The sequence below is a fragment of the Nonomuraea typhae genome, from assembly GCF_009760925.1.
Taxonomy (GTDB): Bacteria; Actinomycetota; Actinomycetes; order Streptosporangiales; family Streptosporangiaceae; genus Nonomuraea; species Nonomuraea typhae.
The window spans coordinates 460,125-485,876 of the sequence record NZ_VRLV01000006.1 but is presented as its reverse complement, the minus strand read 5'-3'; the positions used below and the strand labels follow the sequence as shown (position 1 = coordinate 485,876).

Annotated in this window: 21 protein-coding genes; 7 read left to right on the top strand and 14 right to left on the bottom strand. The window is 70.6% G+C overall.

Annotated features, from left to right (window positions below; genetic code table 11):
* Positions 1–149: 149 nt before the first annotated feature.
* From FVE25_RS25090 to FVE25_RS25075, 4 genes are all read left to right on the top strand, one after another.
* The gene (locus FVE25_RS25090) at positions 150–1,079 is read left to right on the top strand and encodes a LysR family transcriptional regulator (protein ID WP_157249478.1); all 930 of its coding nucleotides are present in this window, start codon (positions 150–152) and stop codon (positions 1,077–1,079) included.
* A 222-nt stretch (positions 1,080–1,301) separates the two neighbouring features.
* The gene (locus FVE25_RS25085) at positions 1,302–2,093 is read left to right on the top strand and encodes a hypothetical protein (protein ID WP_157249477.1); all 792 of its coding nucleotides are present in this window, start codon (positions 1,302–1,304) and stop codon (positions 2,091–2,093) included.
* A 9-nt stretch (positions 2,094–2,102) separates the two neighbouring features.
* Positions 2,103–3,977 (top strand): fumarate reductase/succinate dehydrogenase flavoprotein subunit, encoded by a 1,875-nt coding sequence (locus FVE25_RS25080; protein ID WP_157249476.1) that lies wholly within the window; start codon positions 2,103–2,105, stop codon positions 3,975–3,977.
* A complete protein-coding gene (locus tag FVE25_RS25075) occupies positions 3,974–4,732 on the top strand; it encodes a succinate dehydrogenase/fumarate reductase iron-sulfur subunit (protein WP_157249475.1) in 759 nt (252 codons plus the stop codon). The genes FVE25_RS25080 and FVE25_RS25075 overlap by 4 nt, the downstream gene beginning before the upstream one ends.
* A gap of 153 nt (positions 4,733–4,885) precedes the next feature.
* Here the strand turns inward: FVE25_RS25075 and FVE25_RS25070 are convergent, their stop codons facing one another.
* From FVE25_RS25070 to FVE25_RS25010, 13 genes are all read right to left on the bottom strand, one after another.
* Complete coding sequence (locus FVE25_RS25070; protein WP_157249474.1) at positions 4,886–5,986, bottom strand: hypothetical protein; 1,101 nt, start codon at positions 5,984–5,986, stop codon at positions 4,886–4,888.
* 114 nt (positions 5,987–6,100) lie between these two features.
* Entirely contained in the window at positions 6,101–7,387 is a 1,287-nt protein-coding gene (locus FVE25_RS25065; RefSeq protein ID WP_157249473.1) for a hypothetical protein, read from the bottom strand.
* Positions 7,388–7,445: 58 nt separating this feature from the next.
* Positions 7,446–7,835, bottom strand: coding sequence for a (deoxy)nucleoside triphosphate pyrophosphohydrolase (locus FVE25_RS25060; protein ID WP_157249472.1), 390 nt, complete (start codon positions 7,833–7,835; stop codon positions 7,446–7,448).
* Entirely contained in the window at positions 7,832–8,926 is a 1,095-nt protein-coding gene (locus FVE25_RS25055) for a C40 family peptidase (RefSeq protein ID WP_246267397.1), read from the bottom strand. Before FVE25_RS25055 ends, FVE25_RS25060 begins: the two co-directional genes overlap by 4 nt.
* Positions 8,923–9,564 carry a hypothetical protein gene (locus FVE25_RS25050; RefSeq protein ID WP_157249471.1) on the bottom strand — a complete coding sequence of 214 codons (642 nt, stop codon included), beginning with the start codon at positions 9,562–9,564 and terminating at the stop codon, positions 8,923–8,925. The genes FVE25_RS25055 and FVE25_RS25050 overlap by 4 nt, the downstream gene beginning before the upstream one ends.
* A gap of 1 nt (position 9,565) precedes the next feature.
* Positions 9,566–11,848, bottom strand: a complete 2,283-nt coding sequence (locus FVE25_RS25045) for a type IV secretion system protein (RefSeq protein WP_181019704.1) — start codon at positions 11,846–11,848, stop codon at positions 9,566–9,568.
* Positions 11,845–14,319 (bottom strand): ATP-binding protein, encoded by a 2,475-nt coding sequence (locus tag FVE25_RS25040; protein WP_157249470.1) that lies wholly within the window; start codon positions 14,317–14,319, stop codon positions 11,845–11,847. Before FVE25_RS25040 ends, FVE25_RS25045 begins: the two co-directional genes overlap by 4 nt.
* Before the next feature lie 47 nt (positions 14,320–14,366).
* Entirely contained in the window at positions 14,367–17,591 is a 3,225-nt protein-coding gene (locus tag FVE25_RS25035; RefSeq protein WP_181019703.1) for a conjugal transfer protein, read from the bottom strand.
* A 60-nt stretch (positions 17,592–17,651) separates the two neighbouring features.
* Positions 17,652–17,927, bottom strand: coding sequence for a hypothetical protein (locus tag FVE25_RS25030; protein ID WP_246267446.1), 276 nt, complete (start codon positions 17,925–17,927; stop codon positions 17,652–17,654).
* 64 nt (positions 17,928–17,991) lie between these two features.
* Positions 17,992–18,822, bottom strand: a complete 831-nt coding sequence (locus tag FVE25_RS25025; RefSeq protein ID WP_246267395.1) for a conjugal transfer protein — start codon at positions 18,820–18,822, stop codon at positions 17,992–17,994.
* 550 nt (positions 18,823–19,372) lie between these two features.
* A complete protein-coding gene (locus tag FVE25_RS25020) occupies positions 19,373–19,717 on the bottom strand; it encodes a hypothetical protein (protein ID WP_157249466.1) in 345 nt (114 codons plus the stop codon).
* Positions 19,718–19,790: 73 nt separating this feature from the next.
* The gene (gene ychF, locus FVE25_RS25015; protein WP_157249465.1) at positions 19,791–20,867 is read right to left on the bottom strand and encodes a redox-regulated ATPase YchF; all 1,077 of its coding nucleotides are present in this window, start codon (positions 20,865–20,867) and stop codon (positions 19,791–19,793) included.
* Between the two features lie 82 nt (positions 20,868–20,949).
* Positions 20,950–21,693 carry a hypothetical protein gene (locus FVE25_RS25010; protein ID WP_157249464.1) on the bottom strand — a complete coding sequence of 248 codons (744 nt, stop codon included), beginning with the start codon at positions 21,691–21,693 and terminating at the stop codon, positions 20,950–20,952.
* Positions 21,694–21,779: 86 nt separating this feature from the next.
* Here FVE25_RS25010 and FVE25_RS25005 point away from each other — a divergent pair, with 86 nt between their 5' ends.
* Both FVE25_RS25005 and FVE25_RS25000 read left to right on the top strand, forming a co-directional pair.
* Positions 21,780–23,045 carry a DNA recombination protein RmuC gene (locus FVE25_RS25005; RefSeq protein WP_157249463.1) on the top strand — a complete coding sequence of 422 codons (1,266 nt, stop codon included), beginning with the start codon at positions 21,780–21,782 and terminating at the stop codon, positions 23,043–23,045.
* Positions 23,046–23,086: 41 nt separating this feature from the next.
* Positions 23,087–23,575 carry a DUF6542 domain-containing protein gene (locus FVE25_RS25000; RefSeq protein WP_246267393.1) on the top strand — a complete coding sequence of 163 codons (489 nt, stop codon included), beginning with the start codon at positions 23,087–23,089 and terminating at the stop codon, positions 23,573–23,575.
* Between the two features lie 32 nt (positions 23,576–23,607).
* Here FVE25_RS25000 and FVE25_RS24995 read toward each other — a convergent pair whose 3' ends face one another.
* Positions 23,608–24,573: a 4-hydroxy-3-methylbut-2-enyl diphosphate reductase gene (locus tag FVE25_RS24995; RefSeq protein WP_157249461.1), complete on the bottom strand. Its 966-nt coding sequence runs from the start codon at positions 24,571–24,573 to the stop codon at positions 23,608–23,610.
* Positions 24,574–24,687: 114 nt separating this feature from the next.
* On the opposite strand from FVE25_RS24995, the gene FVE25_RS24990 reads away from it, so the two are divergent.
* Positions 24,688–25,752, top strand: a complete 1,065-nt coding sequence (locus FVE25_RS24990; RefSeq protein WP_157249460.1) for a hypothetical protein — start codon at positions 24,688–24,690, stop codon at positions 25,750–25,752.

The window sequence follows — 25,752 nt, the reverse complement described above, 5'->3', positions numbered from 1 at the left end:
ATCCAGGGATGATCCGTCCAAGTCATCACAGGTCTGGTTTCCATAGCCTCCGGCTATGACCCTTGGTTTCGTACGGCTGGCGACACCAACGGCCCAGCACCCATGCGAGGAAAATCACAGAACGGCGATAGCCGTAGGCTATGGAAATCATGCAGTTGCAGCAGCTCGCCTACTTCGTCGCGGTGGCGGAGACCAGGCACTTCACCCAGGCCGCCGAGCGGATGCGCGTGGCCCAGCCGTCGCTGAGCAAGCAGATCAAGGCGCTGGAGGCCGAACTGGGCGCGCCGCTGTTCTCCCGGGCCCGCGGCAACGTCACGCTCACCCCCGCGGGCGAGGCGCTGCTGCCGCTGGCCAGGCGCATGCTCGCCGACGCCGACACCGCCCGGCAGGAGGTGGCCGAGCTGGCCGGGCTGCGCCGAGGGCGGGTCCGCCTGGGCGCCACCCCCTCGCTCTGCGCCGGGCTGCTGGCCGACGTGCTGGCCCGCTTCCACCGCGACTACCCCGGCATCCAGCTGCACGTCGAGGAAGGCGGCTCGCGCGACCTCGTCAGGGCGCTGGCCCGCGGCCAGATCGACCTGTCGCTGATCATCACCCCGCTCCAGCACGACGACCCGGCGCTGGTCACCGAGGAGATCCTGCGGGAGAACCTCGTCGTCGTCGCCCCCAGCCACGAGCGCACGCGCAAGCCGTACGCCAGGATCGAGGACCTGCGCGGCCGGCCGATGGTGATGTTCCGGCGCGGCTACGACCTGCGCGAGACCACGCTGACCGCCTGCCGGCAGGCGGGCTTCGAGCCGCGCTTCGCGGTCGAGGGCGGCGAGATGGACGCCGTGCTGCGGTTCGTGGAGGCCGGGCTGGGCGTGGCGGTGGTGCCGTCGATGGTCCTCGACGGGCGGCCCGGCCTGAGCGGCACGCCGCTGGCGCCGCCGGGGCTCAGCCGGACCATCGCGCTGGCCGCCCGCAAGGACGTCGAGCCGACCCGGGCCGCCCAGGCGTTCCGCGCCACCCTGCGCACCTTCCTTCTCGAAACGGCTCAGGACGGCACCCTCCCCCAGGGGGTCGAGCTCATCGCGGAGTGAGCCGGGGCGCGGATATGTCGCCAAGACACCGGTCCTGACGTGCGAACGTGACAGGAATCACACGGGGGCATCGAAAAAGTGAGTGACCCTTGTCACAAAACGTGATGCCGTCGTCGTAACGTATCCCCCACCAATGCGCGGCTGAGCGTGAGACGCCCGCGCGCCCAGATACGAACCCGGACCCCAGGCGAGCAGGGTCCGCGGGAGGTGGAGAGGTCCGCGATGACCCAGACGACGCCTGAAAGCCCGGTAAGGAGGCAGCGCGCGCAGCTCAAAGTGCGCACGCTTCGCACCGACAACTGGTGGCTGGCCCCGCTCTTGACGTTTCTCGGGCTCAGCTCATTTCTTGTCTACGGCGTATGGGCGATCTTCGATGGCAGCTACTACTACGCCCCGAGCGAGTACATAGCCCCGTTCTCGTCGCCGTGCCTGGCGACGTCATGTCCCGAGGGCGCCCGATTCCTCGGGCTGGCGCCCTTCGGCGACTGGTACGCCCTACCGCCCGGCCTGCTGATCCTCGGTCTGCCCGGCGGTTTCCGGCTCACCTGCTACTACTACCGCAAGTCCTACTACCGCTCGTTCTGGCTGTCGCCGCCCGCGTGCTCGGTGCAGGAGCCGCACGGCAAGTACACCGGTGAGACCCGCTTCCCGCTGATCGTCCAGAACATCCACCGCTACTTCTTCTACGCGGCGATCCTCATCGGCCTCATCCTGGCCTACGACGCGGTGCTCGCGCTCATCCACACGCCGACGGGGCTCGGCACCTGGATCCTCATCCTCAACGCGGTGCTGATCAACCTGTACACCCTGTCCTGCCACTCCTGCCGGCACATCACCGCCGGCCGCCTCAACCACTTCTCCCGTCACCCGGTGCGCTACAGGGCCTGGACCTTCGTCTCCAAGCTCAACGCCAAGCACCAGCCCCTCGCGTGGGCCTCGATGTTCTCGGTGATGGGCGCCGACTTCTACGTCCGGCTCGTGGCCAAAGGCATCGTCAACTTCCCGTTCGCATAAGGAATACCTGTGGAAATCGAGCGTCACGAATACGACGTCGTCGTCATCGGTGCGGGCGGCGCCGGGCTGCGGGCCGCGATCGAGGCCAGGCAGCAGGGCAAGCGCACGGCGATCGTCTGCAAGTCGCTGTTCGGCAAGGCACACACGGTCATGGCCGAGGGCGGCGCGGCCGCGGCCATGGGCAACGTCAACTCCGACGACAACTGGCAGGTCCACTTCCGCGACACCATGCGCGGCGGCAAGTTCCTCAACAACTGGCGCATGGCCGAACTGCACGCCAAGGAGTCCCCGGACCGCGTCTGGGAGCTGGAAGCCTGGGGCGCCCTGTTCGACCGGACCAAAGACGGCAAGATCAGCCAGCGCAACTTCGGCGGCCACGAATACCCGCGCCTGGCCCACGTGGGCGACCGTACCGGCCTGGAGCTGATCCGCACGCTGCAGCAGCGCGTCGTCGCGCTCCAGCAGGAGGACCACGAGAACCACGGCGACTACGAGGCATACATCAAGGTCTTCGCCGAATGTACGGTCACCCGCCTGCTCAAGGACGGCGACCGGATCTCCGGCGCCTTCGGCTACTGGCGCGAGAACGGCAACTTCCTCGTCTTCGACGCGCCCGCGGTCGTGCTGGCCACCGGCGGCATCGGCAAGTCCTACGTCGTCACCTCCAACTCCTGGGAGTACACCGGCGACGGCCACGCGCTGGCCCTGCTGGCCGGGGCGAACCTCATCAACATGGAGTTCATCCAGTTCCACCCCACGGGCATGGTCTGGCCGCCCTCGGTCCGGGGCATCCTGGTGACCGAGTCGGTCCGCGGCGACGGCGGCGTGCTGCGCAACTCCGACGGCAAGCGCTTCATGTTCGACTACATCCCGGACGTATTCAAGGACAAGTACGCCACCACCGAGGAGGAGGGCGACCGCTGGTACACCGACCAGGCCAACAACCGGCGCCCGCCGGAGCTGCTGCCGCGTGACGAGGTGGCCAGGGCCATCAACTCCGAGGTGAAGGCGGGCCGCGGCTCACCCCAGGGCGGCGTCTTCCTCGACGTCTCCACCCGCCTGCCGGCCGAGGAGATCAAGCGGCGGCTGCCGTCGATGCACCACCAGTTCAAGGAGCTGGCCGACGTCGACATCACCGCCGAGCCCATGCAGGTCGGCCCCACCTGCCACTACATCATGGGGGGCGTCGAGGTGGACGCCGACACCGGGGCCGCGGCCGTGCCCGGCCTGTTCGCCGCGGGCGAGGTCTCGGGCGGCATGCACGGCTCCAACCGCCTGGGCGGCAACTCGCTGTCCGACCTGCTGGTCTTCGGCCGCCGGGCCGGTCTCGGCGCCGCGGAGTACGTCAACGCGCTCGGCGCGCGGCCCGCCGTACACGAGGAGTCGGTCGAGGCCGCGCACGCCGAGGCCGTCGCCCCGCTCGAGCGCACCGGCGAGAACCCGTACGAGGTCCACCACGAGCTCCAGCGGACGATGAACGACCTCGTCGGCATCATCCGCAAGGCCGAGGAGGTCGCCGAGGCCATGGAGGTCGTCGAGAAGCTCAAGGAGCGCGTGCAGCTCGTCGGCGCCGCCGGATCGCGCATCTACAACCCCGGCTGGCACCTCGCCCTCGACCTGCGCAACATGCTGCTGGTCTCGGAGTGCGTGGCCCGCGCCGCGCTGCTGCGCGAGGAGAGCCGCGGCGGGCACACCCGCGACGACTTCCCGGGCATGAACCCCGAGTGGCGCCGCAAGCTCCTCGTCTGCTCGACCGCGGACGGCTCTTCGGTCACCGTGGAGGAGAAGGTCCAGCCGTCGATGCGCAAGGACCTGTTCGACCTGTTCGACCGGGACGAGCTGAAGAAGTACCTCACCGATGAAGAGCTGGGGAACGCGAAATGAGTTACAAGGCGAAGTTCAAGGTCTGGCGCGGTGAGGGCGGCGAGGGCAAGCTCGAGGACTTCACCGTGGAGGTGAACGAGGGCGAGGTCGTCCTCGACATCATCCACCGCCTCCAGGCCACGCAGGCGCCCGACCTGGCCGTGCGCTGGAACTGCAAGGCCGGCAAGTGCGGCTCCTGCTCGATGGAGATCAACGGCAAGCCGCGGCTGGGCTGCATGACCCGCATGTCCACCTTCGAGCAGGACGAGACCATCACGGTCACCCCGATGCGGACCTTCCCCGTCATCAAGGACCTCGTGACGGACGTGTCGTTCAACTACCAGAAGGCCAGGGAGGTCCCGTCCTTCACTCCGCCCGCCGACGTGCGGCCGGGCGAGTACCGCATGCAGCAGGTGGACGTGGAGCGCTCGCAGGAGTTCCGCAAGTGCATCGAGTGCTTCATGTGCAACAACGTCTGCCACGTGATCCGCGACCACGAGGAGAACAAGCCGGCCTTCTCGGGGCCGCGTTTCCTCATGCGCATCGCGGAGCTGGACATGCACCCGTATGACGTGGCCGAGCGGAAGGACTCGGCGCAGGAGCAGCACGGGCTGGGCTACTGCAACATCACCAAATGCTGCACGGAGGTCTGCCCTGAACACATCAAGATCACGGACAACGCGCTCATCCCGATGAAGGAACGCGTGGTGGACCGGAGGTACGACCCGCTCGTGTGGCTCGGCAACAAGATCTTCCGCCGCCGGACGTCGTCGTAGCGATTCCTTACGGCGGGCCGGCGTAACGCCACCCGCCGTCGCCGGTTTCCGCCGATCGGGGGGATCGCTTCTCACGTCGGACGTGGTCCCCGCCGTCACGGCACGACGTAACCGCCCACGTGGTTCGTGGGCGGTTCCTTTTTGCCCGCCGGCCTAGCGGTTGCGGAAGAGGTCGTCGTCGCCCGGTTCGGCGGCGGAACCCGGGGACAGCGGCATCTCGCGGGTCGCGTCGTAGGGGCCCGATCCGCCCGAGGGGATGTCGCCGGGCGGCTCGGGCTCCGGCGGGACCAGCGGCTCGAACGCGCCGCGGACCTTCTCCTCCTCCGCCGGCTGCTCATGGCCGTAGGAGACGAACTCGTCCGGGTGCAGCACCACCGGCTCGGGCATGGGCTCCGGCTGGTAAGGCTGCTGGTACGGCTGCGGCCCCGGGTAGGCCGGCTGCTGGGCCGGATACGTCTGGACCGGGACGAAGCTGATGATCGGCGCGTACGCCGTGCCGCCCGGGTAATGGGGCTGCTGCGTGTAGCCAGTCGGCGGGTAGGACGTGTAGCCGGGCCCCGCCGGATAGCCGTGGGGCTCGGGGGTGACGGGGCCGGCCTTGCGGACCGCGGCCGCGTGCGCCAGGCGGCGCAGCCTGCCCTCGTAGATCAGCACGGCGAACAACACCAGCAGCACCAGGACGAGCGCGGGGATGCTGAGCCGCTGGGTCAGCCCCCGCTGGTCGAACTCGGGAGCCGCGTTCTTCAGCTGCAGCTCCTGCGTCTCCTCGCTGGGCGACTCCGACGGCGAGGGCGAGAACGGCGTGGCCGGGGGCTGCGAGCTCGCGACGGTCGGCAGTTGCACCGACTCCTCCGGCGTCGACTCCGGCGTGGGGGTCGACAGCGGGAGGTTCTCGCTCGGCGGGGGCACGATCGGCTGGAAGGTGGTCGCGGGGGCCGAGGTCTTGGGCGTCGGCACCGCCTTGGTCGTCGGCGTCTTCTTCGGCGTCGTGGGCTTGGACGTCGGCGACTTCGTGACCGTCTTGGTGATCGTGGTCTCGGGCTGGGTCGGTTCCGGTGTCTGGGTGATCGTCTGGGTGATCGTGACCTCCGGGTCACAGACCTCGCCCGCGTCGCACCCTTCCACGGGCGGCGGCGGGTCCATCACCACGGCCGAGGCGCTGGCCGCCTGGAGCACGAAGGGTGAGACCGCGATACCGGTGAGTGCGATGGCCAGGATCAACGCGGACACGGCCGTCGCTCGTGTGCGTGCCACCGGAGTCCTCCGCCGAAAATCCGGAACCATGGTCAACGGAATACTAGTCAGGTCAAAGCACCAGTAAAGCCCCGTTCCCCGATGTTGTCACGCTGTTACCCGGTGTGGAACGTGTCAACCGCCCGAACGCGCGATCCGGCGACGCTGCGTACGCGCGGCGAGCCAGAGCGCGGTCAGCAGGACCCCGATGCCGCCCGCGGTCACGGGCACGCCACGCGGGCCGGTGAGGAGATCCAGCGGCTTGCCCGGGTCCAGCCTTCTGTGGGCCACCGCGATCTGGCGAGGAAGCGGGGCTCCGGCCGCGGGTGGCGCGGGTGCGGCTTGGGGCAGGCGGAGGTTCGGGTCACCCCCCGGGCCCTGCGGCGGTGCGGGTTGCTGGGGCTGGGTGGCGGGTTGCTGGGGTTGCGCGACGACCGGCGGTGGAACAGACCCGGAAATATAGGGACTCGTTCCACTCTCCGCATACCCACCGCTCGGCATCCCGCCCGTCTGGTACGCGCTGCCGCCGCCTTGTTTCCCGGTCGCGAGGCCCCGGTTCTGCTGCCGCGTGGCCTTCTCACCAGATTTTCCAGGCCGTACCGGGACAGCGGGCGCAGAAGGCGGCGTCACCGGGGCAGGCGGCACCGCCGTACCAGCCGTGTCCTTAGCAGGCGGCGCCACAACGCCGGCAGCGTCCTTGGCACGCGGCGCCACAACGCCGGCAACGTCCTTAGCAGGCGGCGCCACAACGCCGACAGCGTCCTTGGCAGGCGGCGCCGCAACGCCGGCGGAGTCGGTGGGTGGCGCGGGGGCCGTGCTCGGCGCGGGGTCCATCAGGCGGGCGCCCACCGCGGTCCGGGCGCTTCCGCTCAGCGTCGCCAGCCCCGAACTCCCCCGCACCTGCGCCACCGCCGCCAGGACGACCTCCGTCACCCCCTGAGGCACGGTCAGCAGCACGTCCACGGCCCGCTCTCCGGCCACCTTCCCCAGCCGGCACACCTCCGCCCCACGCGTCACCACGACCTGCGGCGGCGTGCTCCCGGCCAGCATCGACCCAAACGGCGAAGGCGAGGGCGACGGCACCGCACCGGCCGACGCCGGAGCAGGCGGCGCGGGGAAAGGAGCGGGGAAAGGAGCAGGGGAAGGAGCGGGGAAACACGCCACCGTGGACAGCGCCTCCCCCGGGCTCGCCGCCACGGCCAGCCGGGCGTCCCGGGCCTTGCCCGCCAGCCGTACCCGGAAACGCAGCACGTCCCCGGTGCGCACCCACTTGCCGAGCTCGCGGTCCGGGTCGTCGAGCCGGTCGAAGACCAGCGACACGTCGCCGGCCATCGCCGCCGTCACCGTGGACAGGGTCGCCAGCATCAGCGCACCGGCCCCGACTGCCGCCGCGACCCCGCGGGGCCGCCTCCGTCCGAACATGCCACTTCCCCCGAATGCGGACACAACTCGTAGTGGTTATGTCACGCAACGCAGTGGCTTAACCCTGTGCCAGCAGATCCGCCACCGCCTGCATGACCGGCAGGTCCGCCCCGAGCCAGTCCACGGCGAAGTACTCCTGCGGCGCCAGCCAGCGCAGCGCCAGGTGCTCCTTGGCCGCCGGCTCGCCCGCCTCCACCGTGGCCAGCCACGCCCGCATCACGTAGCCGGGCGACAGCGGCCAGTCGCCGCCCACCCGCGCGCCGACCGCGATCTCGACCCCGAGCTCCTCCCGGCACTCGCGGACCAGCGCCTCCTCCTCGCTCTCCCCCGGGTCCACCTTCCCGCCGGGAAACTCCCACCCGCCGGCCAGCTCAGGCGGCTCCGCACGCTGCGCGGCCAGCACCCGACCGTCCGAGACGATGACCGCGGCTACCACGACAATGCTCATAGGGCCGCATTCTCCAGCTTCTTCACCTGTTCGAGGACGGCGGGGTTCTGCAACGGCCGGGTGAAGCCCATGAGGCTGTCGCGCCGGTAGCTGGTCACCTTGATCGGCCCGCACAACCGGCAGCGCGCCTCGATCATCTTCCCCTTGGAGACGACCATGCCGACGTGCCCGGGGTTGTTCGGGCCGGTGCCGGGACCGGCGTTGAAGAAGACCAGGTCCCCCGGCTGCTCGGTGCCCGCCTCGATCTTCACGCCGAAGGGCCACTGGCCGAACGTGGTGCGCGGGATGTCCAGCCCGACGTTGCGGTAGGCCATGTAGATGATGCCGGAGCAGTCGAAGGCGTCAGGTCCCGTCCCGCCCCAGAGGTACGGCTTGCCGCGCTGGGCCAGCGCATAGGCGAGGATCTTGGCCACCACGTCGCTCGGCGCCGCCTGCACCAGCGGCTCGTCGCAGTTCGGGTCGGCCTGCGGCGGCAGCTTCACGTCCCCGGACTTGGCGTACTTCTTGGCGATGGCCTCGACCTGGTCGACGTACCACCAGGCCCGGTTGTAGACGAACAACGCCCGCCGTACGTTCTCGGGAGCCCCGTTGCGCTTCAGCATGCGCGCGGCGCCCAGGATGGCGTCGGCGGGGTTGTAGACGTCGGCGATGCCGTCACCGTCGCCGTCGGAGGCGTAGCCGTTGAACTGCGACGGGATCGGGATCCTGGCCTTGCCGCCCCACGTGCTGATCAGGAACTGCATCGGCCCGGCCGCGCCGGCGTAGTTGGTGCCGCTCTTGACGCCGGGCAGGTTCGAGCGGAAGTGGTCGGTCTCCCGCTTGCCCACGGCCGCCAGGACGTTCCACTGCACGCCGATCTTCTTGCCGTGCTTCTTGTACAGCTCCAGCAGGTCCGGCGGGATGTCGGAGGCGGCCGAGTCGGAGACCTCCTCGGTCTGGACGTCGTCCTCGCAGTCGGTGGCCGGGTTGGTGCCGATGAAGGAGGGGATGCCGGGCATCATCAGCATCGGCGAGACGATGATCAGCCCGAGGAGCAGCAGGCCCGCCACACCGACGGCGATGCCGATCCGGGTACGAGAGGAGGCGTTCACCCTTCAGGATCTCCGCTTTGGGGGTCGCCGTCCTGACCCTCACCGGCCGGCTGAACGTCGAAGACCCGCCAGTCGTTGCCCACCGGGGTCAGCGTGACCGCGAGGTCCTCGGCCCGCTCGCTGACGCCGGACTTGCCGGCGAGCTTCTGCGTGCTGGTGATGATGAAGACGATCGAGGTCTTGCCGACCTGCCTGATCTCCTTCATCCTCGCCGTCGCCGTGGCCACGGTCTGCTCGTTCTTGTTCTGCTCGATGCTGCCCGGGGAGGTCAGCGCCTTGGTGAGGTACGTGGCCAGCTCGCCCGTGGTGAACGCCTTGACCCGGTTCGCGTACACGGCCGGCTCCTCGTCGTAGCGGAACGTGCCGTAGCTGGCGGTGAAGCGCTCGGCCAGCTCGGCCGCGGCGGCCAGCTGCTGCCGCGACATCGGCAGGTAGGCGTAGATGTCGAACGGCGCGTTGCTGGCCGTGGCCAGGGGGGCGCTGGTCGCGGGGGGAAGCGGCGCCGCGGAGGTGGCCGGGCCGGGCGTGGGCTCGCTGCCCCGGGCGCCCGGCCACATCGTCACATAGAGGCCGACCGCGGCGACGACCACCACGATGGCGGCGAAGACCACCCCGCGCTTGTCACCTGACTGGGCCATCTCAATCCTTGTCGGAGTTGGGCTTCAACCAGAACGGCACCGGCGGCTCGTCACCGCCCCCGCCACCGCCGCGCCGGCTCGGCAGCCAGAGCGGGGGCGCCTCCGAGGAGCGCGCCCTGGGCACGTCTCCGGAGCCGCCGAAGATGCCGCCGCCCGAGGAGCCGCCGGACCCGCCGAAGATCCCGCCGCCGGACGACCGTGAGCCGCCAGAACGCCCGGAGCCCGAGGCCGACCGGCCGGAACCGCCGCCGCGCCCGGAACCGCCACCGAAGATGCCGCCGCCGGAGCCGCGTCGCGAACCGCCCGAGCTCGCCCGGGACGCGCCCGACCTGGAGCCCGAACCACCGCGTGACGCCCAGCCGCCGCCGGAGCGCCCGCCGAACCAGCCGCCGCCCGACCCACCGGACCCGGCCCCAGAACCACCGGAGCCTCCGGCCGCCGGAGTGCCGCCTGCGCCGCCCGGCCCGCCGGAGCCCGGCCCCCGGCCGCCGGGGCGGCCGGTGCGGGTGGGTGCGCCGCCGCCCAGGTTGAGCGGCGGGGCGGAGCCGGTGCGCGCGGCGGGAGCCGTACGGGCTCCTCCCTTGGCGCCCTTCTCGTCTGGATTGAGCGGAGCCGGGGTGGAGGGCATCCGGTTGCCCGACGGTGAGCCGGGTGCGCCGCCTTCGGCGCCGGCCGCGGCTCTGGCCGCCGTTCCCGCCACCGCGCCCGTCGCTCCGGCCATGGCCGCCGCCTGCAGGGCCGGCTCGGCCTTGCGCACGCCCCAGTTCTTGATCTTCTGGGCGGCCACCGGAGGCAGCACGTTCGAGGCCCGGTTCAGCACCGGCGCCGTGGTCGCGTCGCCGAGCATGCGGGTGGTCAGCGTGTGCCCGTTCATCGAGGCGAACAAGTGCTGGAACGGCCGGCGGTAGAAGAACACCGCGATCGTCAGCAGGGCCATGAACAGGATCTGCATGCCCCAGGGCAACGCCGTGGACATGATCAGCGCGTAGCCGTACACCAGGACGCCGAGCACGAGGGCCAGCACCGCCTGCCTGAGCAGGGTGCCGACCAGCATCTCCACCCAGCGCATGGCGATGATGCGCCCGCTGCCCGGGTGCACGCCGAGCAGCAGGAAGACCGGTCCCATGATGAGCAGCAGCAGGAAGCCGACCTTGAGCACCAGCAGCGAGACCGCCACCAGGAAGATCAGCAACCCGGCGACCAGGGCGGCGATGAGGGCGCCGATGGCCACGCCCACGCGGCTGGTCCACTCCTTGCCCTGGAAGACGAAGTAGCGCGGGTCGCCCTTGAGCTTGTCGGCGTACTCGGCGTACTTGGCCTGGTGGGCGCCGTTGTCCCGGCTGCCGCTGGCCAGCTCGGCGGCGTCGAGCGTCTGGATCTCCAGCATCGCCCGGCCGTAGTCGCGCACGATCGGCTGGTTGGGGTCGGCGGTGCCGAACATGCCCATCAGCCACGGCTTGCAGACCAGCGTGGACCACAGGGCGTCGGCGTTCTGGTCCACCGTGGGCGTGCCCGTGTGCGCGTAGCCGCCGGTCTTGACCTCGGGGCTGGTCTGCCCGGGCCCGGGCAGGCAGGAGGTCCCGCCGGCGCCGGGCAGGCCGGAGAAGGCCGAGTTGACGACCTCGCCGGTCTTGTCCGTGACGACCTTGCCGAGCCCGGTGAAGTCCTGGGGGCGGCTGAAGAACCAGGTGGCCACGGTGACCGCGAGGACCATCCAGATGATGCCCTCGGTGGTCGTGGTGGCCCGTTTGCGGATCAGGCCGTACCACGCCAGCCAGATCGCGCCGAGGATCACGACCGGCCGCAGGTAAGGCCAGTACATCGCCTCGGACAGGTTCGTGACGATGTCGTCGACCACGTCCTTGATCGCCGCCAGCGGGCCCTCGGTGGCCGCCGCCTGGTAGGTGGTGATCGTCAGCCGGTCGATCGCCTTGGCCCACAGGAAGACCTGGTTGGCCCAGGCGTTGCCGGCCCAGGCGCCGAAGTCGCAGCCGATGTCGTAGGTGTGCCAGAACTGGCCGGCGGTGCCGAACTGCTGGTAGTTGGTGGCCGGCGGCGGCGCGGTGGCGCCCTGGGCCGCCGGCGCGCCGGCGCCCTGGGCAGGCTGCGGCGGCATGAGGAGTCCATCCATGCCACCGCCCACGATCTCCGGAGCGAGCGTCCCGGACAACTCGCACGGAGCGGCCGCCGCCGGCGACATGGCACCCATGACCGCGGGCAACACGATGATGCCCGCGAGCAGTGCCAACGCGACAGCCAGCCGCCTGGCTAGCCGTACTTTCATGACCGCACCTCCTGCGCCCTGCCCACGCCCCCTTGAAGATCATTCCCGCTGTCGCCGGGTTTGTCATGCGTCGGATTCGTGTCGAGCCAGCGCAGCAGCTCTTCAGAGATCAGGTCTACTGCAATGCGTCCGGCCCTGCCATCCAGATCACGGAATACGCATTCGCCGTTGCCCAGCGAGCGCAGCACGGCCTTGTGCTCCTCGGACCCGTCCACGCCGAGCAGCGACATGACGTGATCGACCTCCACCCGTTCGGTCGAGCGGAAGGCGAAGACGGACGACAGGCAGTTGGTCACCTGCTCGTTCAGCAGGTCGCCGGCGTTCTGGGAGACGAGGACCAGCGCGGTGTTGCGGGAGCGGCCCATGCGGCTGACCTCGGGCACCAGCTTGGCGCCCTCGGGCGTGGAGGTGATGGCCCACGCCTCGTCCAGGAAGATCGCCTTGGGCGAGCGCCGGTCCAGGCCGTTCATGAGCCTGCGGGCGAACTGCGAGACGAGGTAGAGCAGGGCCACCGACAGCCGCTGCTCGTAGGAGTAGTCGTCGCGCCCGGTCGTCACGTCCGGCAGGGTCAGCCCGCCCAGCGTGAACACCGTCGTCCAGCCCTCGGTGTCGATCTGCTCACCGCCCGAGGGGTCGAAGCAGAGCCGGGCCAGGTGCATCTCCGACATGGAGCGCAGCACCGCGCCCAGGTTCTTGGAGGCGGCGTCCTCGGACTCCTCCAGGTGGTCCACGACCTTGCCCAGCGACGGGTCCGGCGCGTTCGAGACCGCGGCGACCGCCTGGATCATCGCCGACTCGCGTTCCTCGGACATGCGCGGCAGCAGCAACCGCAGCGTCTCGGTCGCCATCGTCTTCTTGGCCGCGATGTCGTCGCCGAAGGAGAACGGGTCCAGCAGCCCCGGCGCCGCCGAGCCCAGCGGGATCACCCGCGCCTTGCGGTCGCGCTTCTGCAGCAGCCGCACCAGCGACTCGGCGTCGCCCTTCGGGTCGATCACCGCCACCGTCACGCCCCGCAACGCCATCTGGTAGATCATCAGCAGCGCCAGCGTGGTCTTGCCGCCGCCCGGCTCCCCGGTGATCGCGATGGCCGTGGGCCTGTTGCGCATCGCCGCGACGAGCGGGTCGAAGTGCACGATGCTGCGCGCCCTGCCGACGGTCTCCCCGATGTACGGCCCCAGCCAGCCGCTGGCCGGATCCTCCATCCGGTCGCCCAGATCCACCGTGGCCGTGGCCATGCCGCCCGCGATCGTGCGCAGCGGCTGCCGCTGGGCGTAGGCGTTGACCCGGACCTTCTCCCCCGGCAGCGTCTCGCAGAACAGCGAGAACTGGTCGCCGGTCGAGTTCACCACGTCGATGCCCATGTCCCGGTAGTGCTCCACGACCGCCTCGACCCGCTGCACGCAGATCTCCTCGGTCGGGGCGCTCACGATCAGGCGGTGCCAGCCGTACACGAACGGCAGGCGCTCCTTCGTGATGCCGTGCTCCAGCATCCTGGCCGCGTCGATCTGCTCGGCCAGCGCGATCGGGGCCTCCGCGCCGGCCTCCCGGATGTGGATGTCCATGTCACGGGCGTGCGCGAGCTTGCGCGCCACGTCCTTCGACGCCTTGACCGGCGGGATCAGCCGCATCCGGCTGGAGATCTCCACCGGGAACGGGAGTTGGTCGGAGAAGTGCATCCACGGCTCGCCGTCCGGGAACGGCATCAGGTCGGGGAAGCGGGCGAACGACAGGTAGGCCACATAGGAGTCACCCTGCGGCTGCACCAGGCGCAGCAGCGACCTGCCGTTGTGGATCTCGCCCTCGACCAGCGACTCGATCTCACCCCTGCCCCAGCGGCGGCGCGGGCTGGCCGACGGCTGCGGGTCCCCGACCGAACCGGAGGCGGCGTGCTGGAACAGCCACGCCACCTCGGTCGAGGTGGCGTGCCGGGCGTAGAGAGCGCTTGACGCGAGTGCTCTGCCCAGTCTTTCCGCCTGCTCGGTCCATCTGCTGATCTCACTGTCCGGCACATGATCGTCGTCGAGGCCCAGCACCTTCTCGGTGCGCTGGTAGAAGCCGAACAACTGGGCCAGGACTCCCTGCCCGATCTGCCGGCCGCGCGAGCCCAGCCGTACACCGAGATAGACCTCTTTGGACCAGAAGTCCTTGGCCCAGACGTGCCGGTACATCTCCTCCAGGTAGTCCCGCCAGCCGGGACCCTCGTCGGAGGTGCCGTTCAGCGCCATCGCCCACTCCGCCGCCGGATAGGTCCGGTGCGCCACCCTCAGGTGCACCTCGGCGTCGGGCATGCGGATCGCCGCGAGCGCGATCGTGATGTTGGTCGCCAGAGCCTCGCGCTCTTCGGGGGTGACGAACTCATAGCTGACCGTTGGAAGCCGGAAATATGCCCATGCGCAGGTATCGGTGAGCAGGATGCGGTCGTCGAAATAGCGGACCGCAAGACGCTGATGCGCTCGCGACGCCCTGCTCATGCCGCCCCCTCGACGCATGAACGGGCCTGACCTGCACGCATGTTCACCTAACGCTCACCGATTCTCGTGCCCGGGGGGTCACTGGCCAACTCCTCCTCGCTCGCTCGGACCATCTGTGCCGCGAAGCCCGCGACCACGACCCCGGCGAGAGCCAGATACGCTCGCCGCCCGGCCGCGCGCAACTGCCCCGGATCGACCGCGTCGACGCCGCCCGGCGCCAGCTCGTCCTCCCAGGGGACCCTCACGATCGCCCGGCACCTGCCACGGGCCACCGCCTCCGCCTGCTCGACATCGGCCATCGAGCGCCTGCTCACGCCGTTCACCACGATCACGGCCCGCCGGCGCAGGTCCGCGCAACCGTGCCCGTCGAGCCACTCGAACGTCATCGCCACCGCCTCGGCCGCCTCCTCACTGGCCGGGACGACGAGCACCAGCTGGTCCGAGTACGGCAGGACGCGGGCGGCCAGCGCCGCCGCCGGGTCGATCACCGCAAGCTTGTAGTGCCGGTCGAGCAGCTGCACCGCCTGGCCGAGCCGCTGGTCGGAGAAGAGCGTCCGATCCGCCAGCCGCTGCTCCGCCCCCGCGTCGGTGTCCGCCCCGACGACTTCCAGCCCGGAGGGCGTCCGGCTGGTGTACCCGCGCATGCCCAGATACCCGCTGACCCGATCCAGCCCCGAGAGCAGGCTGGTGAGCGTCTCCGGGGACTCCGGCTGGATCCGGCTCGTCAGCGTGTTGGCGCCCGTGTTGGCATCCACCGCGACAATCCGGTCATCGCGCACCTTGGCCAGCGTGTGCCCGAGCATGAGCGCCGTCGTACTCTGCCCGGCGCCCCCGGTACACCCGAGCACCACGACCCTCCGGCTGCCCCCGAACACCGCCCTGGCCCGGGCCTCGTCGATCTCCGACCCATCCGTCCTGGGCCCGCCGCCACCTACCACGACCTGCGCGATCCGCCGCCAGCCACCGGAGTCCCGCCCCACGACCGACTCGATCCGCCGCACCCGCCCTTCACCACTCCGCGGCCCCGGCACCCGCTCGTCCGGTACGGCAGGCCGCCCTCCCGCCTGGCCGATGGGGAGGTCGGGGGCCAAGGCGGCCGGCTTCTGGGTGACCGGCGGCCTGACGTCCGCAGGGGGGCCGGCCTGGGGCTCGACATCCGCGGGCAGGTGCGCCGCGGGGATGGCCGGTTTGCCCGCCTCGGGGGCGACGGGGCGGAAGGCAGGCTTGGGCTGCCCGGCGGCAGGGCGGAACGGCTTGGGCACCTCGACCTGCCCGGACCCGACAAGCTCCGGCAGCGGCGCCACAGCCTTAGGCCCGGCGGCCTCCAGCGAAGACACCACAGCCTCGGGCGCTCCGCCTTCTGGCGCAGACAAGTCGGCGTTGGAGCTGCCTTCCACGTCGGGCGCGGCTTCCACGGAGGGCGCTTCGGCCATGGGCGCGGAGGTTTCCGGGGAGGCGGCGTCACCAGGTGGCGCGACAACCTCCAAGACGGCCGGCTCCGAGACGACCGGCTCCGAGACGGCCGGTCCCAAGACGGTCGGCTCCGAAGCGGCCGGTCCCGAGACGGCCGGTCCCGAGACGGCCGGTCCCGAGACGGCCGGCTCCGAGACTGTCGGCTCCTCCGGTGTGGGGCTCGCGGGCTTCGCTCCCGGTACCGGCGCCACCGGGAAGAAGTCGTCGGCCTTGGAGGCCGAGATCCCCGGGAACTCGAGTCCCGCCGAAGCCGACGGGCGAACCGGCGGCAGGTTCTTGGCGTCTGTGCCGGCCGGAGGCCACGTGCGCTGCCCACCGGGCAACGACAACGGAGCCCCCTGCCGGGGCGGCTGTCCCTTGCGGTGCTGCGACCGGGCATCGTCCTGCGCCTGGGAGCCGTCCGCCCGTGCGGGCGCCTCGGGCCGGCGCGGCGACTCCACGCCCGGCGTCCCGGCCCCCGACGACAGCGCCCCGTCCAGCGCCTGAGACCCCGGCAGCACGGTCAGGCCCTGCCCCTCGGACGGCCCCGCCAAAGCCTCCGCCGCAGACCCGGACTGCCCATCCGACCCTGCGGCAGCGGACGGCACCGCCGTATCCGGCGCTTCAGTCCTGGGGCCCGCATCCGACCCCGCAGGACCGGGTGGCAGGCCCATGCCCGGCGCCTCAGCCCCGGGCTGCGCGTCCAACCCCGCAGAACCAGACGGCGTCGCCGTACCCGCTGCCTCAGACCGAGAGCGCGCGTCCAACCCCGACGCCGCGGTCTCGGACGCGGACGGCACCGCCGTACCCGATCCCTCGGGCAGGGACGGCAGCGTCGTGTCCGAGGCCGTGCGGCCCGGCGGCAGCGTCGTGTCCGAGGCCGTGCGGCTCGACGGCACTGACGTGTCCGAGGCCGTGCGGCCCGGCGGCAGTGTGGTGTGCGGCGGCGTGGCCGCGGCCGGAGTCGTGTCCGCCGTGGCGGCCAGGCGGCGCAGCCTGCGGAGGGCCTCGGCGTCGATCGGCTTGGCCGAGGCCACGGACTTCTCACCTTCTGGTGCGCTCCTGGAACCCCAGGAGACCGCGGGAAGGTCGTGGCCGAGGGCGGCCGCCTCGTCTGGGGTGGCGCGTCGTTCCGTTCTGGGGCGGGCACTCGGGGTGGCCGTGGCCGGCGGAGTCCCGGTGGGTGGCAGGGCGGCCGGGCGGTGTTCCTCCGCCGGAGTGTCGACGGTGCGGAGCTGGCCGTCGGCCGGGAGGGCGGGGGCGGCGCCGCGGCGGGGCGGGGTGGCGGCGCCCCAGCGGGTGGGCGGGGCGACCGGGGCGGAGGTGGCGGCCGCCGCGGCCGCGGCCACCGCTGGGCGGACGGCGCGGGCCGACGCCGTGGCGGGGACGGCTGCGTGCTTGCGCTGCGTGTGGCGAGCCTTCTTCTGGGCCTTCGCGGCCTTCGCGCGTGCCGGGAGGACACGCCAGACGCGGCCGGAGAAGGTGACGGCCTCGGGTTCGGTGGCGGGGGCCATGCGGGTCCAGGCGCGTGGTTCACCCATGTAGCGCAGCTGGGACTGCATGAGCTCGGTCAGCCGCTTGTTCTCGATGACGGGGCGGGTGGACAGCCAGGTGACGATGCCGGGCGGGACCAGGTAGACCACGTGCCAGGGGGTCGCGAAAGGGAGGCCGACCAGCCAGAGGAGGAAGGCCCAGGGCGCGAGCACACCGGCGAAGACACCGATCCAGACGATGGGGAGCGGCGTCGGCAGCCGTAGGTCGTACAGCTTGTAGAGCCGCTTCTCAATTCGCCAGATATTGGTATACGTGGGCAGGTCCACGCGGCCCTCCTCTCCACCCGCTCGCTCGTTCAATGACCGCCGGGGCGCGGCTTCAACCCTCTACCTGATACCCAGAGCGCCTGCGATCGCCTTGGCCGTGACTTCGATGATGTTGGGAACGTAGAAGATCACGCCGATCGCCACGGCCAGAATCAGGAATTGCACGAATCTGGTGATCTCGCGGGTGAAGAGGAAGAAGAGCGCGACCACGGAGACGACGACGAGGAAGAGCGGGGCGAAGAAGCCGCGCAGGAAGTTGGCGAGCCCCGAGGTGTCGGGGCCCGTCGGCGCGGGCGACGGCGTCAGGGCCGCCACCTGGTCGATGAGGGTGAGCACTACGGTCTTCAAGATCACTTCTTGTCCTCCCGGGGGGGTGCCGATCAGCAACGCTGGTGTGCGTCTATCCAACGGCTCGACCGGCGCCGCGGATGTCTTTGACGTACCACTTGTCGCCTTGCTTCTCGACAGTGAGGCGATATGCCTGCTCCAGTCGGCCGCCGACCGCGCTGGGGTCGGCGGTCGGGTCGGCCGAGGGTGTCGCGCCGGTCGGCACGATCCACACCACGACCACCTCTGCCTGGATCTCTCTGGTGGCACCCCCCACAGGCACCACGACGCCCTTGAGCTCGCCGAAGGTCAGCGCCCCGCCCAGGTCGGGCAGGGTCTTCCCGGCGACGAAGTAGCGCTTGAGCGACTGGGTGTCACCCTGCGCGTACGCCTTGAAGAAGGCTTCGAGCTGCGGCTTGAGCTCTGCCTCCGCCGCCGCGTCGCTTTCCGGGCCGGCGAGCTGGGGCAGGTCGGCGGCGGCGGGCGCGGGCAGCAGAGCGGGCCGGCCGGACACGACGAACTTGCGCCCGGCCTCCTCGCCCGAGTAGTAGACCGGCACGGACAGCACCAACCGGCGGCTGCCCGTCTGGAAGACCACCGAGACCACCGCGTTCTGGGCGTCGATGACCTCGATGTCGTACGGCTGGATGCCGACCGCGCCCAGGCGGCCGTAGCCGTCCCAGCCGAACTGCTGGTCGGCGCCGTCGGGCAGGAACGGGCCGAGTTTGCCCGCCCGGCTCGCGGCGTCCGCCGCCGTGAAATTCAGGTAAACGCCGGCGAACTGCGCGGCGAACGCGGACGCGCGGTCGCTGGGGAATCCCGGCCCGACCTGGGAGGTTCCATTCGCCGCCGGGGTATTGGCCGCCGTCGCCCGCTCAAATAGGGCACGAACCCCATTAACCACGATAACGATAATAAGTGCCCACAGAATGGCGCGGCCGGTCCATACCAGCCAGCGTCCGCCGCCGCCTGACCAGCGTCCGCGGCGCGGCCGGGTGGCCGGCGCGGCGTAGTCGGGCGCGTCAGGGCGCGCGGACAGGTCAGGATCGCCAGTGGTCCGAGGACCTTGCTGGACGGTTGACCTACGAGCCATCACGCCTCCGCTCGCGCCCGTCCCCCCGGCTGGCGCGGTGTCGTCCGTTGCCGATCCCCATCATCCGTGGTGAAGGTGTCACCCTATCCGGTCCTGCCAATTGTTCCAGGAAAGCCACGCCCATGCTGCAGGCATCGCCGCTCGGGGGCAAACCGAGTCCGTATGACAGGACGGAGTGCCGGCTCCTGTCCCATTCCTGTGGAATTGGCATTCGACCAGGCTAGACGCACATCGCCCATTACCTTCCGGACAGAGATTGCTGTCCAAATGGCTCAGCGACTGTCCCGAGCTGCGCATTTGCCATAAAACACGACAAACCGCACCCCCGGGACGGGAGTGCGGCCGGCCGAACCACGCCTGGTCAGGCGGGTTCCGGATCCTCCGAGGAACGGCGTCCGTGCAACTCGACGACGTTGCGGCCACGAAGATCGATAACGTTGCGCCGGGAGCCCAGGTCCACGACCTTGTGCCGGGGCACCGCGCGCTCCAGCGAGTCGCGCAGCCCGGCCAGCATGTCCGCGGCGTTGGCGCCGCTCAACCGCGCGGCCGCCTCGGCCCGCTCGTCGACCTTCCTGCGAAGGTATGCCTCACGGTTCACCCGCAGGCCGTACATGAGCTCGACCCTGAGCAAGGCGAGCTCCTCCTCCATGCTGATGCCGGCCAGCGACGGCGCCGGGCGTCGTTTGCGAAGTATGCGACGGATCATCAGGCCCTCCCGAGTCAGCGTGAACGCCGTGACGATTCGACGCATGAGCGCCGGGAGGGGTTGACGTAGATGGTCAAACGTTGAAGCGGAATTCAACCACGTCGCCATCGCGCATGACGTAGTCCTTACCCTCGATGCGCGCCTTGCCCACCGAGCGTGCGCTGGCGATCGAGCCCGCCTCGACGAGATCGTCGAAGGAGACGATCTCGGCCTTGATGAAGCCGCGCTGAAAGTCGGTGTGAATGACGCCGGCCGCCTCGGGCGCGGTCGCGCCCTTCTTGATCGTCCAGGCCCGCGTCTCCTTGGGGCCGGCCGTCAGGTACGTCTGAAGACCCAGCGTCTCGAAGCCGACCCGGGCCAGCTGCGACAGCCCCGACTCCTCCTGCCCGACGGACTGCAGCAGCTCCAGGGCCTCCTCGTCGTCGAGCTCCACCAGCTCGGACTCGATCTTGGCGTCCAGGAAGACCGCCTCGGCCGGCGCCACCAGGGCCGACAGCTGCTCGCGCAGCGCGGAGTCGACCAGCTCGTCGGCGTCGAGGTTGAACACGTAGAGGAACGGCTTGGCCGTCAGCAGGTGCAGCTCGCGCAAGCCGTCCAGGTCGAGGCCGCTCTCGAAGATCGTCTTACCGGTCTCCAGCACCTTGGCCGCGGCCTCGGCCGCCTCCAGCGCGCTCTTCTTGTCCTTGTTGTTGCGCGCCTCCTTCTGCAGGCGCGGGATCGCCTTCTCCACCGTCTGAAGATCGGCGTAGATGAGCTCGGTGTTGATCGTCTCGATGTCCCGCTTGGGGGAGATCTCACCGTCGACGTGCGTCACGTCGGGGTCGGCGAAGACCCGGATGACCTGGCAGATCGCGTCGGTGTCGCGGATGTTGGCCAGGAACTGGTTTCCCCGCCCCTGCCCCTCCGAAGCGCCGCGCACCAGCCCCGCGATGTCGACGAACTCCACCTTCGCCGGCAGGATCTTGGCCGAGCCGAAGATCTCGGCCAGCTTGGGCAGCCGGTCGTCGGGCACGCCCACGATGCCCACGTTGGGCTCGATGGTGGCGAACGGGTAGTTGGCCGCCAGCGCGTTGCCGGTCTTGGTCAGCGCGTTGAAAAGCGTGGACTTGCCGACGTTGGGCAGGCCGACGATGCCGATGGAGAGACTCACGCGACCGACTCCGTCGTTCGCGCGAGCCTTTGACTGCTGTGTCTAATGGTTCGCTCGCTGCGCTCACTCACGATGGCCGAGTTTACTTGCTCACAAGGTGCAAGCAGGTCACCGGCCGATAGGCGCCTCGGGCGCGGAAGAACCGGTCGGAACCCTTCGGGCAGCCGCGTGCCGACTTCTCGATGCCGGTGACCCGGGCCCAGGCGCGGGACGAGGCGCAGGGGACGCCGGAGATGGCCGAGCGCCTGACCACGCCCTTGCGCGGCGCGGCCACGCACATGCCCGCCGCCAGGACGCCGCCACCCTTGCCCAGGCAGACCACGGCGTCGGGGGCGTCCAGGGTGTCGAGGGTTCCCGGCGGGCAGCTGGTGGCGTCGCCGGTGACCGCCACGGCTCTGCCGTACCACGACGCGGACGAGCACGGGCGCTCGCGGCCGTCGAGTGCCACGCAGTCGCCCGCGCGCAGCACGCCGCCGCCCTGCCCGGGACGTCCGGGGTGGGGCTCCTGGAAGTTGCGGACGCAGGCGGTGCGGCCCCCGCCGAGCCGTACGACCTCGTCGGTGTCGTCGGGGCAGTCGCCGCGGCCCGGAGGGTCGGCGGCGAGCGTGAGGACCTCGGCCTGGCCGCGCGCGCAGGGCGTCAGCGAGAAGCGGGCCCCGTCGCGGGCGGCGCAGGAGCCCGGCGACCACATCAGCGTCTGGCGGGGCATGGCCGACGGCGACGGCCGGGCACGGCCCGCGATGACGGTGCCCGCGGCGGCGACCACGACGGCGGCCACCGCGATGGTGGCGGCGAGCGAGACCATCATGCGCGAACCGGTAGCCATATGGGTACTCTGAGTGACGCGAGATGTGCCGCACAAGCGGAATGCGCAAGCGTGTCGGGAAGATCCGCGCCGCGTGTCGTGGGACGATGCCTGGAGTGGACGTCGTCTCCCTTCTCATCGGACTGGCCGCCGGCCTCGCCATCGGGTTCCTGCTGGCGCGCACCAGGATGGCCGTCAGGGTCGCGGAGGCCGACGCCCGCGCGAAGGCGGCCGGCGACAAGCTCGAGTACGTCGAGGAGCAGCTGGCCGAGCGTTTCCAGGCGCTGTCCACGCGCGCCCTGGACGTCAACAACCTCCGCTTCCTCGAGCTGGCCGAGACCCGCCTGGCGGCCACCCGCGCCGAGGCCAGCGGCGAGCTGGAGCAGCGCAAGCAGGCCGTCGAGCACCTGGTCGAGCCGCTGAAGGACCTCCTGGCCAGGGTCGAGGCGCAGCTGCGCGACACCGAGTCGGGCTCACGCGCCGCCCGCGCGGAGCTGGCCAAGCAGATGGAGTTCGTACGGCAGAGCAACGAGCAGCTGCGTTCCCAGACGACGGCGCTCGTGCGCGCCCTGCAGCGGCCGGAGGCGCGCGGGCGCTGGGGCGAGCTGCAGCTGCGGCGGGTGGCCGAGATCGCCGGCATGCAGCGCCACTGCGACTTCGACGAGCAGGTCACCGAGGGCGCCCAGCGGCCCGACATGGTCGTACGGCTGGCCGGCGGCAAGAACATCGTGGTCGACTCCAAGGTCTCGCTGGCGGCCTATCTGGAGGCGGCGGAGGCGTCCGACGAGTCGCTGGCCTCGGTCCGGCTGGACGCCCACGCCAAGCACGTGCGCCAGCACATCGACCAGCTGGCCGGGAAGGCGTACTGGCAGGCGTTCAACCCGACGCCCGAGTTCGTGGTGCTGTTCATCCCGGGCGAGGCGTTCCTGGCGCCGGCGCTGGAGCGCGACCCGGGGCTGCTGGAGTACGCGATGACCCGGCGCGTGCACATCGCCACCCCGACCACGCTGATCACGATGTTGCGCACCGCGCACTACGCCTGGCAGCAGGCGGCGCTCAGCGAGAACGCGCGGGCGGTCTTCGAGCTGGGCAAGGAGTTGTACGAGCGGCTGTCGTCCCTCGGGCGTAACGTGGACTCGCTCGGCAAGTCGCTGACCCGGGCCGTGGAGACCTACAACAAGACGGTTGGATCGCTCGAAAGCCGTGTTCTGGTCACCGCGCGCAAGCTTCACGACCTAGGAGTTGTCGACGGCGAGCTGGACGCTCCGGAGATGCTCGAAGGGCTGCCCAGGCCCCTCGCCTCGCCCGAACTCCTGGAAACGTCGTCTCTGATTTCGCAGGCGAACGGTAAGTTGGCCAACGGGTCGCAGTAAGGGGGGCGAGACCGGTGAGTGGGAAAGGCAGGCGTTCGGCTGTGAAGCTGACCGCCCGAGGCGCGATCGCGCTCGCCTTCGCGGCCACCATTGCAGGATATGTCCTGACATCGTGGCTCGGGCTGGGGTTCCTGATCGGGCTGTTCTTCGTCGCCGGCAGCCTGCTCGGCGTCATCCTGGCGAACCGGCGCGAGCTGCTGTCACTCGTGGTGACGCCGCCGCTGGTGTTCTTCTGCGCCACCTTCGTCGTCGAACTTCTGCGCGCCTTCAGCTCCGCCTCGATCGTGGGCTCGCTCGCGCTCGGCCTCTACACCTCGCTGTCGGCGGGGGCGCCGTGGCTGTTCGCCGGATCGGCCGTCGTCCTGGCCGTCGCCTGGCGGCGCGGGCTGCGGGACAACGTCCGCGACCTGCGCGAAGAGCTGCGGGCCGGAGCCGAGGTGCCACGGCCGCGCAGGGAGCAGACGTTCGCGCCCGAGCCCGAGGGCTACTTCGAGCCGCGCGTGTACGGCACGGCCCGCCGCGAAGAATAGGCGTCAGGGAAGCTTCTCAGACAGGTCAGGCGTCAGGAGGCGCGCAGGTCCTTGCGCAGCTCGTGCGGCAGGGCGAAGCGCATGCGCTCGTCCACCGGCTGCACCTCGCGCACGTCGTCGAAGCCGAACCCGGCCAGGTGCGCCAGCACCTCCTCGACCAGTTCCTCCGGCACGGACGCGCCGCTGGTCACGCCGACCGTGGTGACGCCCTCCAGCCACTCGTCACGGATGTCGCTGGCGTAGTCGACCAGGTAGGAGGCGTCGGCGCCGTAGTCCTTGGCCACCTCGACCAGGCGCTTGGAGTTGGAGGAGTTCTCCGAGCCGACCACGATGACCAGCTGCGACTCGGCCGCGATCTCCTTCACCGCGACCTGGCGGTTCTGGGTGGCGTAGCAGATGTCGTCGCTCGGCGGGTCCATCAGCGTCGGGAACCGCTCCTTGAGCCGGGCGACGGTCTCGTTCGTCTCGTCCACCGACAGGGTCGTCTGGGACAGCCAGACCAGTCGGCTCGGGTCCTTGACCTGGACGTGCTCCACCGACTCGACGCCGTCGACCAGCCGAACGTGGTCAGGAGCCTCACCCGCGGTGCCCTCGACCTCCTCGTGGCCCTCGTGGCCGATGAGCAGGATGTCGTAGTCCTGGCCGGCGAACCGCTTGGCCTCGTTGTGCACCTTCGTCACCAGCGGGCAGGTGGCGTCGATCGTGCGCAGCTGCCGCTGCCTGGCCTCCTTGTGGACCGCCGGGCTCACGCCGTGGGCGGAGAACACCACGATCTCGCCCTCGGGCACCTCGTCGGTCTCCTCCACGAAAATCGCGCCCTTGGCCTCGAGCGTCTTGACCACGTGGACGTTGTGGACGATCTGCTTGCGCACGTAGATGGGCGCGCCGTACTGCTCGAGAGCTTTCTCGACCGCGACCACGGCTCGATCGACTCCGGCGCAGTAGCCACGCGGCTTGGCTACGAGGACGCGTCGGCTGGTGGGGGTCTTCGGCTCCATGCTCCCTATGCTACGTGGAGCGGCGAACCGGCCGGAGCGTGCGGGGTACCTCGCACGTTTGCCAGACTGCCGTCCCAACCGGGCCCCCGCCCCGTGTAACCCCAGGGAGTGCTCATGTCCCTCAGCGACGTGATACGGAACATCGCCAAAACCGTCACCGACAAGGAGAAGGCCAAGGAGCTTCCCCTCGTCGTCATCCAATCCACGCTCAGCGCGGCCGGGCAGGCACTGCTGTTCGTGGACCGGGTGAAGAACACCATCAAGGGGCTGGCCAAGCAGGAGACGGAGGAGGAGTCCGCCACCCGCCCCGCCGCCGACCAGCTCACCGACGCCGACGAGCCGAAGCCGCGCAGGGAGCCGGTCATCTTCGCGCCTCGCCCCTCCTCCACCGGTACGGCGGAGCCCAACGGGACCGCCCCGAAGACCAAGGTGGAACCGGTCATCTTCACCCCGGCCAAGCCGGCCGAGGCCCCGGCTGCCGAGGCAAAGCCCGAAACCACCGCCTCCACCGCCACGGCGAGGCCTTCGGGTGGGTCCGCGGCTGAAGCAGCGAAGCCCGAGGCTGCTGAGGCGAGTGCTGCGAAGCCCGCGGCTGCTACGACGAAGCCGGAGGCCGGCGCTGCCTCGGTTGCCGAGGTGGAGCCCAAGACCGAGGCCGCGGAGCCCGAGGCAGATGTGGCAAAGCCCGCCACCGGTGCTGGAAAGCCTGAGGCCGCCGCGGATGTGGCCGCGAGTGCCGAGGCGAAGCCGGCGGCCGACGCGGCCGTTGCGCCGCCCTCTCCTGAGACCGAGGCCGCCGCGACGGCGCAGCCGGAGCCCTCCACCGAGGCGAGGCCCGCCAAGCCGGCCAAGCCCCGGGCCACCCGGCGGACGGCAGCCAAGCCCAAGCCGGCGGCCGACGCGGCCGTTACGCCGCCCTCCTCCGAGGTCGAGGCCGCCGCGACGGCGCAGCCGGAGCCCTCCAAGTCCCGGGCGGCCAAGGGTGCCAGCAAGGCCCAGGGCAGGGAGCCGTTGGAGGGGTATGACGGGCTGACCGTGGCGTCGCTGCGGGCCAGGATGCGGGGTAAGAGCGCCGGGCAGATCCGGGAGTTCCTCGCCTACGAGCAGGCCACGCAGGCGCGTCCGGCGGTCGTGAAGATGTACGAGAACCGCCTGGCCAAGCTCGAAGCCGGAGAATAG

What these genes read in the sequence shown, in the direction of transcription:
- FVE25_RS25090 (WP_157249478.1), top strand. Translation starts at nt 150, where the DNA reads ATGCAGTTGCAGCAGCTCGCCTACTTCGTCGCGGTGGCGGAGACCAGG.
- FVE25_RS25085 (WP_157249477.1), top strand. Translation starts at nt 1,302, where the DNA reads ATGACCCAGACGACGCCTGAAAGCCCGGTAAGGAGGCAGCGCGCGCAG.
- FVE25_RS25075 (WP_157249475.1), top strand. Translation starts at nt 3,974, where the DNA reads ATGAGTTACAAGGCGAAGTTCAAGGTCTGGCGCGGTGAGGGCGGCGAG.
- FVE25_RS25065 (WP_157249473.1), bottom strand. Translation starts at nt 7,387, where the DNA reads ATGTTCGGACGGAGGCGGCCCCGCGGGGTCGCGGCGGCAGTCGGGGCC.
- FVE25_RS25060 (WP_157249472.1), bottom strand. Translation starts at nt 7,835, where the DNA reads ATGAGCATTGTCGTGGTAGCCGCGGTCATCGTCTCGGACGGTCGGGTG.
- FVE25_RS25050 (WP_157249471.1), bottom strand. Translation starts at nt 9,564, where the DNA reads ATGGCCCAGTCAGGTGACAAGCGCGGGGTGGTCTTCGCCGCCATCGTG.
- FVE25_RS25045 (WP_181019704.1), bottom strand. Translation starts at nt 11,848, where the DNA reads ATGAAAGTACGGCTAGCCAGGCGGCTGGCTGTCGCGTTGGCACTGCTC.
- FVE25_RS25040 (WP_157249470.1), bottom strand. Translation starts at nt 14,319, where the DNA reads ATGAGCAGGGCGTCGCGAGCGCATCAGCGTCTTGCGGTCCGCTATTTC.
- FVE25_RS25020 (WP_157249466.1), bottom strand. Translation starts at nt 19,717, where the DNA reads ATGATCCGTCGCATACTTCGCAAACGACGCCCGGCGCCGTCGCTGGCC.
- FVE25_RS25010 (WP_157249464.1), bottom strand. Translation starts at nt 21,693, where the DNA reads ATGGCTACCGGTTCGCGCATGATGGTCTCGCTCGCCGCCACCATCGCG.
- FVE25_RS25005 (WP_157249463.1), top strand. Translation starts at nt 21,780, where the DNA reads ATGCCTGGAGTGGACGTCGTCTCCCTTCTCATCGGACTGGCCGCCGGC.
- FVE25_RS24995 (WP_157249461.1), bottom strand. Translation starts at nt 24,573, where the DNA reads ATGGAGCCGAAGACCCCCACCAGCCGACGCGTCCTCGTAGCCAAGCCG.
- FVE25_RS24990 (WP_157249460.1), top strand. Translation starts at nt 24,688, where the DNA reads ATGTCCCTCAGCGACGTGATACGGAACATCGCCAAAACCGTCACCGAC.